The organism is Psychrobacter sp. ANT_H59 (genome assembly GCF_008369225.1).
Taxonomy (GTDB): Bacteria; Pseudomonadota; Gammaproteobacteria; order Pseudomonadales; family Moraxellaceae; genus Psychrobacter; species Psychrobacter cryohalolentis.
This window is the reverse complement of sequence record NZ_VOBE01000002.1, coordinates 35,764-51,971: the sequence shown is the minus strand read 5'-3', so window position 1 is coordinate 51,971 and position 16,208 is coordinate 35,764. Positions and strand designations below refer to the sequence as shown.

Sequence of the window (16,208 nt, the reverse complement as noted above, 5' to 3'; positions counted from 1 at the left end):
TGTTAATATCACTCTATATATAAGCTATTATTTTAATTATTAAGGATGATTATGCACACTATCGCCACCTACCAATATGAAACACTGCAAGTTAGCGCGACCGACGATATTTTAACCGTGACAATCAATCGACCTGAGAAAAAAAACGCCATGAGTTTTAAAGTGGTCGAAGAGTTGATTGCGGTAGCCGGTCGCATCAGTAAAGACAAAACAATACGTGCGGTGATTTTAAATGGCGCTGAAGGCACCTTCTGCGCAGGGATTGATTTGGGCGACTTAAACCACCCCAAAAACCAAGTTTTTGCGCTATGGGAGCTGATCAAACCTTGGCAAAGCTCATTTCAGCGCGTGTGCTTAGTATGGCGTGATGTCCCAGTACCTGTCATTGCCGTACTTGAAGGATATTGCATAGGTGCAGGCTTACAGCTGGCGCTGGCATGTGATATTCGTATCAGCCATCCTGATTGTAAATTGGCTATTATGGAAGCTAAATGGGGACTAGTACCAGATATGGGCTTGACGCAATCTGGTTTTGGCGTGGTACGCGCTGATATCCTAAAAGAGCTGGCAATGACAGCCCGTATCGTTAGTGCAGAGCAGGGCAAAGAGCTAGGATTGGTCAGTCATTGCAGTGAGACGCCACTTGAGCAAGCGCAGCAACTTGCCGCTGAATTTGCTGAACGGTCACCAGATGCCGTGCTGGCAAGTAAACGCGTTATCAATGCCATGTTTGAACAATCTGCAACGACTTTATATATAGAAAAAGTCTGGCAATTAAAGATGATGTTCGGTCGCAATCGTAAACTTGCCCTTAGAAAAGCGAAGCAAGCCAGTACTGTATTTGGCAAGCGCCAGTTCCGTTAATACAGTTTAGATAGCTTATTGTTTTAAATGACTTCATCTTATTTCAAACGAACCATTGTTTTATTGATTAAAGTTTGTTTTATTAACGTGATACCTCTATTGAAATATAGGCAGACAGTGCGATATAAGACTGTCTGCTTGCGTAGCGGTTCGTCGATAAAAATAAAATAACAATCACTAGATCAAATGGTTTAACTATGTCTGCTCCAAAATCCCCCCTTTCTAATAAACCGCTTGCTGCTGACCGCGTGCGCTCTGCCGATTTACCTGTCGCATGGATTATGATGTTGGGTCTTATCGTTGCGGTAGGACCTTTATCTATTGATATGTATCTGCCAGCGTTACCATCGATGGCGGATGACTTTGGTGTGTCGACTGCCTTTATGGCAAACTCCGTACCTGCTTACTTTGTCGGATTGGTATTTGGTCAATTGTTTTATGGTCCCTTTAGTGACCGCGTTGGCCGTGTCAAGCCTTTATATATAGGCATGGTCTTATATGTGATTGCCTCTATTATTTGTGCAACCACCAACAATGAATACGTGTTATTCGCTGGTCGTACTTTGCAAGCGCTCGGTGCTTGCGTAGGGGCAGTGGTTACCCGTGCTGCGATCCGAGACCGTCTAACCGCTAAGCAAACGGCAAAAGCGTTTTCTATCATGATTTTGGTAATGGGCTTAGCGCCGATACTAGCACCATCACTTGGCGCAGTATTTTTGCAGTATTTTAGCTGGCATTCTATCTTTTGGTTTTTGGCGGCTTTTGGCACGTTAAATTTATTACTGACCAAATTTTTCTTTTTTGAGACCCTTAGCGAAGAAAACCGCAATGTGCGTCCTGCCAAAGAGATACTCAGTCAATATTGGGATTTGCTGAGAGATCCCACCTTTAACTATCCGGCGATTGGCGGCGGGTTATTGATGGGCGCAATGTTCGTTTATATCAGCTCAGCCTCTGAACTTATCATGGATACCTATGGCATGTCAGCCACACATTTTGGCTGGCTCTTTGGTATGAATGCCGCAGGCTTTGTGGCATTGACGCAGCTTAACCAATGGCTGACCAATCGCTTCCGTATTTTGAGTATTTTACGTTTTGGTGCGATGATGCAGGTCATCTCAGCAGGGGCTCTATTTACCCTCGGTATTGTATTTGGCACGGATGCTTGGTTGCCATTGGTCTTAGTCTGTATTTTCTTTTGTATCTCAGGTCTAGGTTTGACACAGCCCAACGCTTCAGCGATTGCGCTCGCTTTTCAAAAGCGCCGTGCTGGTATGGCCAGTGCGCTACAAGGCTCACTTATGTTCTCAGTAGGTATCTTTGGTGGATTGTTATTAAACTTATTCCCCGTCAATCCAGTACTGAAAATCGGTATCGCGATGTTTGCACTGATGAGTCTTGGTTGCTATTTAATTTGGCAGATAGACCGTAATTTGGATTTAGATAATGCAGATTAATTAACTGACAAATTCTATTTATTAATATTCATCAGTAAAAAAGTATTCAGTACGTATTCATCGTCTGAGTGCTTTTTTTTATGCTTTTTTTATGCATTGTTAATAATATCTATTTTTGGTACAAGCCTCAGTACGCTTAGCTTGATAGGTAAAAATCTTGAACCTGATTTATATATTGTATATACATTTATAGCTATATATGAACAATTGTTTGTCTTGACAAAACAAAGTGATTGCAATGACTGAGTTGCTCAATTATTATCTAAGGTAATTTTCTGTAATTAAGTGTTTTTTATACCTTTCTTAAACTTACAGAATTGTTTTTGAAATTGATTTTTTGGATAAAATTGAGGCTTAAGGATAAGAGATGAAGCTATTATATCGAGCATTACCGATTATATTGAGTGTAGGCTTATTTGGGTGTGGAAATTCTTCTACCCAAGACAACGCTAATGCAGCTGGCGCAACAGTAACGGAACATAAAGACAATTTTGTCAGTAAACTTCCTGCTACAGCACCGACATTAAAGGTGGCAATGACTGGTGATTTACCGCCTTTCTCATTTCAAGATGATTATGGCAACATGCAAGGCACTGATGTCGATTCGATTAGAGCCATTGGGGAAGAGCAAGGCTTTAAAGTCGAATTCTACAAAGAGTCATGGCAGGATATGTTCGATAGTGTGGAATCGGGAAAGCGTGATTTAGCTATTTCTGGTATTTCTTATAAAGATGATCGTGCAATTAGATATGGTCTGTCAACGCCTTACTTTTTCAATCCAGCTACTATTATGTATTTGGAAGGAAAGTTTGATATCAAAGATTTAAACGATATCAAAGGTCTAAAAACAGGTACTTTAGAGGGTTCTAAAGAAGAAGACACTCTAAAAGAGATGGGCAGCTCAGTTGAGCTGGTTTCAAGATCTACTGCATTTTTGGCTTATCAGGACTTAGTTCAAGGTAATACTGATGTGTTCTTATATGATATGCCAGTTTTGCAATACATTATAAAAGGTTATCCAGAACATAAAGTTAAGATTGTCCCTTATGAAGCAGCGGATGCGCCTTCAGCACAGCAAGTCGTGTTGATGGCAAAAGAAAATACCAAGCTGATCAAGAGTGTAAATGAAGGCATTACCAAGCTAAAAGCAAAAGGCACATTTAAAGAGATTGAAGAGAAATGGCTGGGTGCGACTGAGCCTGCGACCAAAAGTACTTCAAATAATCAGCAATCGAGCTAAGGGACTATAAAGATGGCAACCACACACAATGTCGATAATAAGCGCTATCGCAGTCTGATTATTTCGATTGCATTATTTTTATCTTTGATTGGCGCCTTGCTAGCGTTTACTTTTTATACCTCAAGCTTGCTTGAAAGAAATACAGTTTTAATTGATAAAACCAACCAAGTTGCTAATAGCGCCCAAGCGGTAATTAAAGACTTATTCGACTTGGACAGCAGTTACGGTGAAGACACCAACTCGCCGCATATACAACGAGTATTAGAGCGTTTGGAGCAAAATACAGCGCTTATTACTAGCTCTATCACTGCTATTGAACAGGGTGGTGAAATTACCGATGTCGATGGTAAAAGCTATGACTTACCGAAGATTAATAATAACTCTCAAACCAAAGTCGCTGCGGCGAATGAGCAGTGGTTACTTTTAGAGCCTAAGATTCAGACTTACCTTAAAGACGCTGACAACATCATGGTCGATTCATCTGATGAATTGATTCAAGCGGTTGAACAGGCAAAAACATCGAGTCTACTAATTAACGATTCGTTAGACCAGCTCACCGATGAAGTGTTTATCAACGCTGAACGCCAAGCAGACACTATCCGCCTAATTCAGATATTAGGGGTTGCAGCTATTTTTGCTTACTTCCTAATCTTCGTATTTTTCTTTGTACGTCGTCTGCGTGATACCGATGCTGAAGCGTTGGCCGCTCGTCGTGAAACGCAAGAAATTATGGAAACGGTTAATACCGGCCTGTTCTTGTTGGATAAGGACTTGAATATTGGTCAGCAGCATTCTCGCGCGCTTAACGGCATTATTGGTGAGGATAGGTTGGCAGGAGAAAACTTTGCTGATGTACTGCGTGGCCGTATTTCAGACAAGGATTTGAGAACCACCCGTCAGTTTATCGAGCAGTTATACAATCCACGTGTCAAAGAAAAGCTGGTTGATTCTTTGAATCCTTTGCATAAAGTCATGCTACACAATGCGTCTGGAGAAGAGAGTACGACCAGTCGCTTCTTAGACTTTAAGTTTTCACGTGTTTATGAAGATAAAGACATTGCCCGTATTTTGGTCAACGTCAATGACGTCTCAGATGCGGTTTATTTAGAGCAGCGCCTAGAAAAAGAGCGCTCGCAAAATGATATGCAGATTGAGATGTTGACGACCATCTTAAACGTGAATCCAAAAATTATTAATGAGTTTATTAGTAATACCAAAGCTCACATCGATAAGATGAACAATATCCTGAAAAATCCTGGTAGCTCGCAATTTGAGCTAGAAGGGAAGCTAAAAGCGATTTATCGTGAAATGCATAGCCTAAAAGGTGAGGCATCTGCGCTTAAACTGCATAGCTTTACCAAAATCGCATCAGATGCTGAAGATAAGCTTGATGCGCTGCAAAATCAAGGCAAGCTGTCGGGTAATAACTTCTTACCGCTCGCCGTGCATTTGGATGACTTATTGAGCCTATCGAATACCATTGAAACGCTAGGTGAACGTATCAATCAGGCAGCGCCAAAAGCTAACAATAATGCAAAACCTGTAATGCCAGTAAAGACTGCACCACAACCAAGTGTTGTCCAAGCTCAAGTAGCAGGCGTTGTTACCACTAACATAAATGTCGATGGCGGTAATGAAATCGATTTGAGCGATGAGTCAGATGACGAGCATCTATCTTATTACCAAGATTTTGCTAAAGACATTGCTGTTAGACAGGGCAAGAAAATACAGCTTAACGGTCATAATTTAGCACATATAAACATCCCTGAACGCCTCAAACAACCGATCAAAGAAATCAGTATTCAGTTGCTACGTAATGCAGTGGTACATGGTATCGAATCACCTGAAGCGCGTCAGTCAGCGGGCAAGTCTGCCATCGGTAGCATTGATTTAGAGATGCAACGTGACAGTCAAAACTTAATCATCGCACTGCAAGATGATGGTCAAGGTATTGATTATGAAGGCATTCGTTATAAGCTGATTGCTGATGGTCGTTTCACGCAAGAAGAGGCGAGTCAGATGACTCATGGTGATCTGCTCAAAACTTTGTTTGCTTCTGGTTTCTCGACTAAAGAACATGCCGATGAAGATGGCGGTCGTGGTGTGGGCTTAGACGTTATCAAGGCGTTGGTCAAAGAGCACAACGGTAAGCTGAATGTAAATACTGAGCTTGGGAAAATGACTCGTTTTGTCATCACCTTGCCTGCTGCGTAATTAAGGACAATAAAAAATCTATGTATAAATTAATGATCGTCGATGATTCAAATATTATTCGAAACCGTATTCAGCGCGCTTATGACTCGGGTCAATTCATGTTGGTTGCTACGGCAACCAGTGGGGTTCAAGCGCTTGAAAAGTTCAATATTCATCGTCCAGATGTGGTGACCATGGATTTGACCATGCCGCAAATGGACGGTCTTGAATGTATTGAAAAAATCATTGCTATCGACCCTGACGTTCGTATCTTGGTGGTCTCAGCCTTGTCTGACAAATCTACTGGCATTGAAGCGTTATCATTGGGCGCGAGTGGGTTCTTGTGCAAACCGTTCTCAGAAGAAGAGCTGGTAGAGTCTTTGTATGAGTTGGTACAAGACTAATATTGTCCAATAATTTTAATAAATACCTTATTAAAGAACACACATTATGAAAGAGCAAAATTTACAAATTTTTGTGAGTATCATTACCAACTATTTTACTCAGTTTGGTAATGATGAGTTGGTGGTCGATACGCCTTACTTGTTAGAAAACCAACAGCCAAAAGTCCATGATTATACGGGCGTCATCGGTATATCAGGAGTGCAAAAAGGGGTGGTTTATTTTACGGCGACCACAGCGTTATTGAGCAGTATTCTAGACAGTATGGGCGAGATAGATAAAAGTGAGGACAATCTGGTCGATTTAGCAGGCGAGGTTGCCAATACGGTTTCGGGTAATGCTCGTCACGAGTTTGGTCCAGAATTTCATATCTCTGTCCCGTTTGTCTTTAAAGGCTCGCCGCAAAGTATCATTTTGCCTAAAAGTGGCCGTTCTTTTATCATTCCAGTGAGTTGGCGCAATCAAATCGGAGAGATTGTGGTTTGTTTGCAAGATTGATTACACAACCCCGTGATGATAACTATGGACGATGAACAATTATGGTTAATGTAGAAAAGTTAGGCGTCTTTTTAAGTTCAATCAGTGCATTTTTTGCCCAGATTGATGGTGAGGCAGTGGTCATTGATACGCCTTACCTAAACAGCAATAAAAATGCGGTTGGTTACGATTATAGCGGCATGATTAAAATATCTGGACCGCTTGAAGGCTGTGTCTATGTCAGTGCCCCAAGCAATATGCTGCGTGAAGTCATCAAAGTGATGGGCGAGCCTGACTCTTCCATGACGATGATGAAAGACTTGTTAGGTGAGATGGCAAATACCATCTCTGGCAACGCTCGTACCGAGTTTGGTGCCGATTTTATTATCTCACCGCCCAAGATTATTGAAGGTATACCCAGTATTCCTTATCTACCAAAAGACCGCCAAAGCTATGTCACGCCATTTACGTGGCGAGGCTATAAAGCAGTCATCGGTATCAGTATCGCTTAATCTTATTCCAAATTGATTAAAAAAACGACGTCTCACCGTCGTTTTTTTATGCATTATCATCCACTTAAACCTTATAATAGCGCTAGCAGTCGCTAAGCGTTATATGATAAAATACAGCCCAGCTATTTTTTATCATATAGTATTCTGTACGTTCAAATCGTAGCTCAGTTTTTTAACCAACCCATCAACCAATGACACACACATCATGGCAAAGAATTGCTGGGTGTTTGGCGACTTGATTAATTTGCTTCATGGCTAGGTGCTTCATTGATATACCTAACTCATAGCAGATGCGTGTCGCTAGATAGGCAGTTTTTGTGATGTGGAGGCATAACCCAACCAACAGGACATTTAACATGGCTACAAAGAATCCAACCAAAATCGAAATGCGCGACCTATTACAAGCCGGCGCTCACTTTGGTCACCAAACACGTTTTTGGAATCCAAAAATGGGTCCATATATTTTTGGTGCCCGTAACAAGATTCACATCATTAACCTTGAGCACACGGTAAAAGCGTTTAACGAAGCATTGACTTACGTTAACGGCTTAGCTGCTAAGAAAAACAAAGTATTATTTGTTGGTACTAAGCGCGCAGCTAGCGGCGTTATCGCTGAGCAAGCAGCACGTGCTGGCATGCCATACGTTGACCATCGCTGGTTAGGTGGTATGTTGACTAACTGGAAAACACTACGCCAGTCAATCAATCGTCTAAAAGAGCTAGAAAAACAAGCTGAAGACGGTACTTTCGCTAAGCTTACTAAGCGTGAAGCGTTAGAGCGTACTCGCGATATGGAAAAACTTGAGCGTTCATTGGGCGGTATCAAAGACATGGGCGGTCTACCTGACGCAATCTTCGTTGTAGACGTAGATCATGAAGCAATCGCTATCAAAGAAGCTAAGAACCTAGGTATCCCAGTTATCGGTATCGTTGATACTAACTCTAACCCTGATAACGTTGATTACATCATCCCAGCAAACGATGATGCTATCCGTGCTGTGACTTTGTACGTAACTTCTATGGCTGATGCAATCATCGCCGGTAAAGAATACGCACAAACTCAAGCTGGTGGTAAAGCTGAGCAAGAAGCACCTGCTACTGAAGAAGCAGCTGATGCTCAAACTGAAGAAGCTGCTACTCCAGCAGAATAAATCGCTGAGTGATATGGTTTAATGTTGTAAGGCTGCCTTGATAGTTTTTCTATTAACAGCCATATAACATGACTTATAGTATAGACAGCATAAAGACAAACAATAGGCATGATGTAGTATTACTCGTCATGCCTTATTGTTAAAGCGGATTTGTTAAAGTGGCGTTGTTAAGCCGCTATACAGAATTCAAATGCGTTTAGATATCGTGCACTCCCATATATAATAATGCTCACCTACATAATAAAAGGTAACTCTTATGTCAGAAGTAAAAGTATCTGCCAAAATGGTAAAAGAATTGCGTGACCGTACTGGTCTTGGCATGATGGAATGTAAAAAAGCGTTAGAAGAATCAAACGGTGATGTCGAAACTGCCATTGATAACCTACGTAAATCTGGTCAAGCAAAAGCGGCTAAAAAAGCGGGTAACATCGCAGCTGACGGCGCTATCATCATCGCTCAAGGCGACAGCAAAGCATTCTTGCTAGAAGTGAACTGCCAAACTGACTTCGTTGCAAAAGATGAAAACTTCGCAGCCTTTGCAGAAACAGTTGCAAACCTTGCATTAGAAAACAATGTGACTGACGTAGCTGCTATCGCTGAATTGCCATATGGCAATGGTCAAACAGTTGAAGAAGCACGTGTATCTCTAGTACAAAAAATCGGTGAGAATATCCAAATCCGCCGTGTTGAAGTACTTGAAGGCGCTAACATTGCTGCATACCGCCATGGTCTACGTATCGGCGTAGTGGTATCTTATGAAGGCGGCAGTGCAGAAACTGGTAAAAATCTTGCTATGCACATCGCTGCGTTCAACCCAGTTGCTGTTGCTGATGAAGACGTCGCTGCTGATCTATTAGCGCGCGAAAAAGACATCATTGAAGCAAAAGCACGTGAGTCTGGCAAGCCTGACAACATCGTTGAAAAAATGATCGAAGGTGGTCTACGTAAGTACCTAGAAGAAGTTACTTTATTACGTCAGCCATACGTTATGGACAATGAGAAAAAAGTTGGTGACGTACTAAAAGCTGAAGGCGTAAAAGTACTTGGCTTCAAACGTCTAGAAGTTGGTGAAGGTATTGAGAAGAAGCAAGAAGACTTTGCTGCTGAAGTTGCTGCAACTCAAGCACTAGCTAACAAGTAAGTTTTAAAATGCAGTAAGTACTGAGTTTGTTTTTGCTCAGTACTTATAGATTGTTTGACATAAGAAGCAATCAAGCATAAAAAAGCCCGTTATTTATTTAACGGGTTTTTTATGTCTGTGATTTTTATTTTGGATTAACGCAATGCTAAATAAGCAGAGTTGGCATAGCTTGCGCTATTACTGTTGCTACTCGTGCCATAACTAACGTTTTGCATGCCACCGCCATTACTGGTATTGGCTGTATTGCTATTGTTAGCATTCATCGTATTACCAGATAGCCCTGAATCGTTTTTATACAGGCTATGATAGCGGCTCATCACACTTTTGACATAGTTACGCGTTTCTTTAAACGGTGGAATGCCATTATATTTATCGACGTTACCTTCACCTGCATTATAACCCGCGACCGCAAACTCGACGTTGTTGTTAAAGCGGCGCATCAGCCAAGCGATATATTTGGCAGAACCTTCAATATTATCAGCAGGATTCCAAGGGTTACTCACTTTAAATCGACGTGCTGTAGCTGGCATTAGCTGCATCAAACCTTGCGCACCAACTGGTGAGCGAGCATTGGGATTAAAGGCAGACTCAGTATGCATCATGGCTTTCATAAGTCCTGGATCGACACCGTGGCGCTGCGCTGAAGCCAGAATATAGCTATCATAAGAGTTACGAGTACCGCTGCTGCTTGCAGAGCTGCTCCCATAGTCATTGCTATTACTGCTGCTACCACCATCATACAGACTAGAATCTTTATAATAAGTGACTTTTACTTTTTTAGTAAATTTATCAAAATTACCACTGGGATTGACGTTGGTGAGAAGTACTTGTCCGCCTTTGTCTTTATAGATATACATATTGCCTGCTTGAGCAGCGATAGGTAGGCTAGATAGGGCAACGGCGGTGAGTAAAACGGGAGACAGGCAGCGGGTTATAAAAGGTGCAACATTTATCATAGGGTTATCACTTTTTATCGAGTAGTAGCAAATTGCCTTGCTTATGGACGCATTGGTTTGCGCAATAAAGCGGTTATCCTGTCTGCAATATTTCATAGTCACTAAGCTTAAGTACTACAACGCAGAACCACGGTTAACAAAACCAATTGCAATAGATACAAAAAATAATAGTTGCTTACTATAACATATAATAACTTTTTACTACATCTGATTGCCCTGACAAGCTGGCCAAACAAACATTTAAATTGTAAAAATTTTTAATAAAATCAATATGGTATTGCAGTGTACGTTATTGAATGCGAGGTCAGAAGTAGCGACAGACCATTTACAGTGAAGGCAAAATAGAGGAGGGCTATTATCACTAATATTGGCCAAAAAGCATTGAAATACACGATGCATCTAAATATTCGCAGCCGTATTAGAATAGCAGTGCTATATTAAAGGACTATTAAGCAGACAGTGCTGTGATAAATATAGGTACCCAGACAGCAGTGACCAAACCATTCACCGCCAAGCCAAACGCGGCATATCTGCCCGCTGTATGACTGATTTGCCATGCTTCTACGGTGCCGAACGCATGAGCAACTAAGCCAAGCGCTAAGCCTTTAGCACGGTCATCTTCAATGCCAATAAATAAGAAACGTGCTAATGTCCCGCCGATGAGACCTGAAACGATAATAATCAGGTTTGCCATCGCTAAAGGTGCTTTGATTAAATCTGCGATGCTAAGACCAATCGGCGTGGTCACTGAACGACTGGCAAATGCTAATATCGTATCGTGACTGAGTGAAAATAGATAGGCTAATGACATCGGTAATAATGCGCCAATCAAACTTGCCATCGCCACAATCAAGACAAGTTTCTTGATGGGTAGACCTTTGAAATTCATGGCAGCCAAAGGTATTGCCAATAAGACAGTAACATAACCTAATAGATGGTCAAAAACGGGTTTAGCTACGGCGTAATAATTATTGTAATCCCATTGGAAAATGAATAGAAATATAACGACCAATACTAGTGCGGTAATGACCATCGGTAACCATGATAGTTTGCGTGCCAATATGCGAGCAATTACATGGGCTGCTAAAGTCAGTAATATCGCCGCAAAGGTTACCACAAACACATTATCAAAACTCATAAGATTCCTTTATTCATACCGCTCAAGGCTGTCATTTTTGCTCATTAATGGTAGTGTTGCCGTTCATATCATTATTACGGTTCAGCCAGCGATTGGATAACACGGCAAATCCCCAAATCGGTATCAGCGTACTAATCAGTATGGTAAGCATAAAGCCCCATAGCTCATCTCCTAAAGCAAATAATAGCAAGCCTGCACCGGCTGAAACTGGCAAAAAAGCAAAGCCACTATCGACAAGTAAAGTATTACTCGCTTGGGTAAGCCAGCCTGGAATACCTTTGATAAATCGCCAAATCATCAGAATAAAAAACATGGTCAGTAAGCCGACGATATTGGCCGCTTTTTCAATACCCGCCAACTGACAGACAAATACTGCCGACTCACGTACAGTAACGACAATGGTGAGCGTCAGGAGTAATGCCATCCATAAGGGCATTTTTGAAGAATGGGTAGACTTCATAAGCAAGTGGACCACGTCAGGGATAGATAAAAGAGTAAAAAGATGAGTGAGAGGAGACTCACGAGTGCAGTATATAAAAGATTATATATAGAGTGTCGCAACTAATAAAGCGTATCGGTCAATAGTGACCATATAGTCTGTAAGTAATAAAATCGATACATCAATATATAGCTGTTGCTAATACGAATTTCACTTGTGCGCTATGTTGATTCAGCATTAAAAAGGACACTATTTATCAATAGCGTCCTTTTTAATTTTATTCAAAGTATTTTAAGTAAATGACTTATTTTTGCAAATCAGATGTTTGAGTATCTTCTATCATCGAGTCTTCCGCTACTCTCTCAGCTTCAGCATTTAATGCCTCAAATTCAGCAAACGCTTTTTCTTCAGCATCCGTCATCGTTTGTTCTTCCACATCATCAGGCTGCTCAAACTCTTCAAGTATCGGCATCAGCAATGTTGCTTGCGCTAATGGCAATACATCTAAAGGTTCTAAGTTGGCTTGACCAAGTAACTGTCTCAGTCTATCGCTTGGCAAGCGAATCGTTAAGCACTCATGACCACTGTCATCATAGCTTTCTTCTTGAATAACGCCGAGCTCATACAAAGCATTTTTTAACTGCCCTGCGCTATAAGGTAGTGTCAAATCAAAAGTGGTCAGTGTGCCAGTCAGTAACTGCTGCACGGCTAATGACAACTCTTCCATGCCTAAATTTTCTCTAGAAGAAACATAGACGCGGTTGGGTTGACCTTCGCTGGCATAACCGATACGTGCAGGCTCATCGGTCAAATCGATCTTGTTGTAGACATTGAGCACAGGCACATCGTTATCAATTTCAGCCAGTACATCTTTCACCGCCTGAATTTGCTCATGCATGTCTTCGCTCGAAGAATCGATGACATGGAGCAATAGGTCTGCTTCAAGTGTCTCTTCTAAGGTCGCATGGAAAGATTCAACCAACTCATGTGGAAGATGGCGGACAAAACCGACCGTATCGACCAGTACCACACGTCCTACACCTTGCCAATCTAAGCGGCGTAACGTCGGATCGAGTGTCGCAAACAGTTTGTCGGCCGCATAAATGTTTTCATCGACCAAGCGATTAAACAAGGTAGACTTACCAGCATTGGTATAACCCACAAGCGAAATAGTCGGCACATCTGATTTTTGACGGCGAGCTCGACCTTGCGCACGCGTCTGTCTGACTTTCTCGATTCTACTTTTGAGCTGCATGACTCGCACTTGTAGCAAGCGACGATCCGTCTCAAGCTGGGTTTCACCGGGTCCACGTAGACCAATACCCCCTTTTTGACGTTCCAAATGCGTCCAACCACGTACCAAACGTGTCGACAAATGGTTAAGCTGTGCCAGCTCTACTTGTAGCTTACCTTCGTAAGTACGTGCACGCTGCGCGAAAATGTCCAAAATCAGACCCGTGCGATCAAGTACGCGGCATTGTACCAAGGCTTCAATGTTACGCTCTTGTGAAGGCGATAAGCTGTGGTTAAAAAGAACGATGTCCGCATCATGCTCGCGTACCAGTTCTGCTATCTCTTCTGCTTTGCCGCTACCAACAAAATATCTGGCATCAGGACGGGCACGTGAGCCTGTGACGAGTGCCAAGCGGTCTGCGCCTGCTGAGTCTGCCAATAATTCAAATTCACCTAAATCATCAGGATCTTGAATTTGGCGGATGTCTAAATGTACGATGATGGCGCGCTCGCCACCGGTATGTCTTTCAAAATATTCCAAAGAGTATCACCTATCCATAAAGTAAATAAATCGCAACGCTGCCTATTCTAAATACCAGTTCTAAATATCACTTCTAAATATTTGGGTTTTATTCAATACATTGAGTAAATTACCAAGCTTATCTAAATAGAATATCCATCATAGTCGCGTTCAGATAACCATTTATATGTGGTCTTATCAGTTGATATTAAAGCGTATTCACACAATTAGCGATGATTTTATGTTACAGCGTTCATTAAGTAGGATTTCATCTTTGCAGCGCAATATTCTTTCTAAAATGAATCAGTTAGAGACATTAGCAGCAAATTACTCACAAAACCTATTCATAAATCAGTGAACAAGTAGTCACTGACTGCATAAACTTTGTTATACTCATTGCGTTTGTTTACCATATATAATCATAAGTTTTAATTACGAGGGACACAGATGAGCCAACCCAAGCCAGGCTTTTCAATTAAACAGCAATTGGGGCGCGGCAAACAGATTGCTGGTATGACCACCACAATTGCTGGTGGGCTACGCGCCGCCCAACGTATCGGGGCATTTAAACAGCCACCACGCGAAACACTGCCGCGCTACATTCAAGCTTTTTGTCGCAAAATGGCAGGCTCTTTTGGCGTCAAGGTTATCGCCGTTGAGCGCGTAGAGCAACATCACGGGCTATGGGTTTCTAACCATGTATCGTGGATGGATATCCCTGTGGTCGGTACAGTGAGCCCTGCTTTTTTCTTATCCAAAGCCGAAATAGGTGAATGGCCTATCTTTGGTAAGCTGGCACACGCGGCAGGTACAGTATTTATCGAGCGTGGTTCCGGTGATGTCGGCTCAGTTGCGTCGCAAATTGCTAACTTTTTAACCAAAGGCTTCTCGGTTATCTTTTTCCCTGAAGCGACTACCACAGATGGCAAAAAAATCAAACGTATCCATGGCACATTGCTACAAGCGGCGATAGAAGCTGATGTACCTGTGCGCCCGCTGGTGATTGCGTATGTCAATAAAGACGGTACCTTAAGTGAAGAACTGCCTTATTACGGCAAGCTGACGATGAAAGACAGTTTGAAAAAGGTTTTAGATAGTAAAGATGTCACCGCTTACGTCTTACCACTAGAAGCAATCGATCCTAAAGGTTTGAGTAAAAGTCAGCTGACAGATTTATTACAATTACGTATGCAAGAAGGCTTAGCTGAATTACATTCGCGTGTATTGACAAAAATAGCGAAAGTTTAATTCTATATGCTTTAAATTGGTTAGTTAAACGTGTATAAAAAAGGCGCAAATCTTAGTAGTTAATACTAACGACTTGCGCCTTTTTCTTTGCTATGCAAATACCTGAACTTCAGATTGTTGAAAGCTGAACAATATCAATCTATGACCACGCAAAATTATGGTGACGGATTAGGATGTTGAGTATGTACCGCTTCGATAGCATCTAGTACATCTGAATCTAAGGTTAAATTAATGCTATCAATGTTAGATTTTAGCTGCTCAATGGTGGTCGCGCCAATGATATTACTGGTTACAAACGAGCGTGAGTTAACAAAGGCTAATGCCATCTGCGCCATATCTAAACCGGCATCTGCTGCGATTTTGGCATATTGGGCGGTGGCTGATAGTGCTTCTTCATTAGTATAACGGGCAAAGCGATCATACATGGTCAGGCGCGCGCCAGTAGGACGTTTACCATCAAGGTACTTACCAGATAGCACACCAAAACCAAGCGGTGAATAAGCCAGTAAACCTACATTTTCACGATGCGCAATCTCTGCCATAGCCACTTCATATAAGCGGTTAAGCAAACTATAAGGGTTTTGCACCGTAATAGGTGCGATCAAACCATTTTTATCCGCTTCCCATAAGTAGCGCATCAATCCCCAAGCAGTATCGTTTGATAATCCATAAGCACGGATACGACCTTTTTTAATCTCGTCATTTAACGCTTGGATGGTTTCTAAAAAAGGCGTCAAATCATCGAGCGGCTGTGCTGCCATTGCTTCGGTATAACCGAGCTGACTGAAATAGTTCGTTTGACGTTCAGGCCAGTGTAGTTGGTAGATATCAATATAATCGGTCTGCAAACGCTCAAGATTACCATCAATAGCACTGCTGATATGCGCGGTATTAAAACGCGTTTGCCCATCACGTAAAAAATCCATTGGCGATATCTTACTGGCAAGAACGACTTTATCGCGTTGTTTGGTCTTTTGGAACCATGTGCCCATAAAGCGCTCAGTATCGCCTTGCTTGTCTTTGTCTGGCGGTGAGGGATACATCTCAGCAGTATCCCAAAAATTTACGCCTTCGCTGAGTGCTAAGTCCATCTGCTCATGTGCATCGCTTTCGCTATTTTGCTGTCCCCACGTCATCGTTCCCAAGCAGATTTTGGAGACTTTTTCATTGAGTTGCGGCAGTGTTTGATATTGCATATGTTCTTCCTTTTTTATTTTATTCTAAAGCAATTTTTATA

General features: G+C 41.9%; 15 protein-coding genes. 10 read left to right on the top strand and 5 right to left on the bottom strand.

What is annotated here, in order from left to right; all coding sequences use genetic code 11:
- Positions 1-51 precede the first annotated feature (51 nt).
- The 9 genes from FQ083_RS03320 to tsf all read left to right on the top strand — a co-directional run bounded on the left by FQ083_RS03320 (position 52) and on the right by tsf (position 9,437).
- Positions 52-864, top strand: coding sequence for a crotonase/enoyl-CoA hydratase family protein (locus FQ083_RS03320; RefSeq protein WP_011512751.1), 813 nt, complete (start codon positions 52-54; stop codon positions 862-864).
- A 197-nt stretch (positions 865-1,061) separates the two neighbouring features.
- Positions 1,062-2,321, top strand: a complete 1,260-nt coding sequence (locus tag FQ083_RS03315; protein ID WP_149408827.1) for a multidrug effflux MFS transporter — start codon at positions 1,062-1,064, stop codon at positions 2,319-2,321.
- Positions 2,322-2,688: 367 nt separating this feature from the next.
- The gene (locus FQ083_RS03310; RefSeq protein WP_011512753.1) at positions 2,689-3,561 is read left to right on the top strand and encodes a transporter substrate-binding domain-containing protein; all 873 of its coding nucleotides are present in this window, start codon (positions 2,689-2,691) and stop codon (positions 3,559-3,561) included.
- A 12-nt stretch (positions 3,562-3,573) separates the two neighbouring features.
- A complete protein-coding gene (locus FQ083_RS03305; RefSeq protein ID WP_149408826.1) occupies positions 3,574-5,775 on the top strand; it encodes an ATP-binding protein in 2,202 nt (733 codons plus the stop codon).
- A 20-nt stretch (positions 5,776-5,795) separates the two neighbouring features.
- The gene (locus FQ083_RS03300; RefSeq protein ID WP_011512755.1) at positions 5,796-6,158 is read left to right on the top strand and encodes a response regulator; all 363 of its coding nucleotides are present in this window, start codon (positions 5,796-5,798) and stop codon (positions 6,156-6,158) included.
- Between the two features lie 46 nt (positions 6,159-6,204).
- Positions 6,205-6,654 carry a chemotaxis protein CheX gene (locus FQ083_RS03295; RefSeq protein ID WP_149408825.1) on the top strand — a complete coding sequence of 150 codons (450 nt, stop codon included), beginning with the start codon at positions 6,205-6,207 and terminating at the stop codon, positions 6,652-6,654.
- Between the two features lie 41 nt (positions 6,655-6,695).
- Entirely contained in the window at positions 6,696-7,145 is a 450-nt protein-coding gene (locus tag FQ083_RS03290; protein ID WP_149408824.1) for a chemotaxis protein CheX, read from the top strand.
- A gap of 356 nt (positions 7,146-7,501) precedes the next feature.
- Positions 7,502-8,296 (top strand): 30S ribosomal protein S2, encoded by a 795-nt coding sequence (gene rpsB / locus FQ083_RS03285; RefSeq protein ID WP_011279657.1) that lies wholly within the window; start codon positions 7,502-7,504, stop codon positions 8,294-8,296.
- A gap of 256 nt (positions 8,297-8,552) precedes the next feature.
- Positions 8,553-9,437 (top strand): translation elongation factor Ts, encoded by an 885-nt coding sequence (tsf, locus tag FQ083_RS03280; RefSeq protein ID WP_011512758.1) that lies wholly within the window; start codon positions 8,553-8,555, stop codon positions 9,435-9,437.
- Between the two features lie 134 nt (positions 9,438-9,571).
- On the opposite strand, the gene FQ083_RS03275 is transcribed toward tsf, so the two are convergent.
- From FQ083_RS03275 to hflX, 4 genes are all read right to left on the bottom strand, one after another.
- Positions 9,572-10,393 carry a lytic transglycosylase domain-containing protein gene (locus tag FQ083_RS03275; protein ID WP_020442732.1) on the bottom strand — a complete coding sequence of 274 codons (822 nt, stop codon included), beginning with the start codon at positions 10,391-10,393 and terminating at the stop codon, positions 9,572-9,574.
- Between the two features lie 448 nt (positions 10,394-10,841).
- Positions 10,842-11,531, bottom strand: a complete 690-nt coding sequence (locus tag FQ083_RS03270; RefSeq protein WP_149408823.1) for an LrgB family protein — start codon at positions 11,529-11,531, stop codon at positions 10,842-10,844.
- A gap of 31 nt (positions 11,532-11,562) precedes the next feature.
- Entirely contained in the window at positions 11,563-11,991 is a 429-nt protein-coding gene (locus FQ083_RS03265) for a hypothetical protein (RefSeq protein WP_011512763.1), read from the bottom strand.
- A gap of 283 nt (positions 11,992-12,274) precedes the next feature.
- Entirely contained in the window at positions 12,275-13,744 is a 1,470-nt protein-coding gene (gene hflX / locus FQ083_RS03260; protein ID WP_149408822.1) for a ribosome rescue GTPase HflX, read from the bottom strand.
- 426 nt (positions 13,745-14,170) lie between these two features.
- On the opposite strand from hflX, the gene FQ083_RS03255 reads away from it, so the two are divergent.
- A complete protein-coding gene (locus tag FQ083_RS03255) occupies positions 14,171-14,971 on the top strand; it encodes a lysophospholipid acyltransferase family protein (RefSeq protein WP_149408821.1) in 801 nt (266 codons plus the stop codon).
- Between the two features lie 155 nt (positions 14,972-15,126).
- On the opposite strand, the gene FQ083_RS03250 is transcribed toward FQ083_RS03255, so the two are convergent.
- Positions 15,127-16,167, bottom strand: a complete 1,041-nt coding sequence (locus FQ083_RS03250) for an aldo/keto reductase (protein WP_149408820.1) — start codon at positions 16,165-16,167, stop codon at positions 15,127-15,129.
- Between the last annotated feature and the right edge of the window lie 41 nt (positions 16,168-16,208).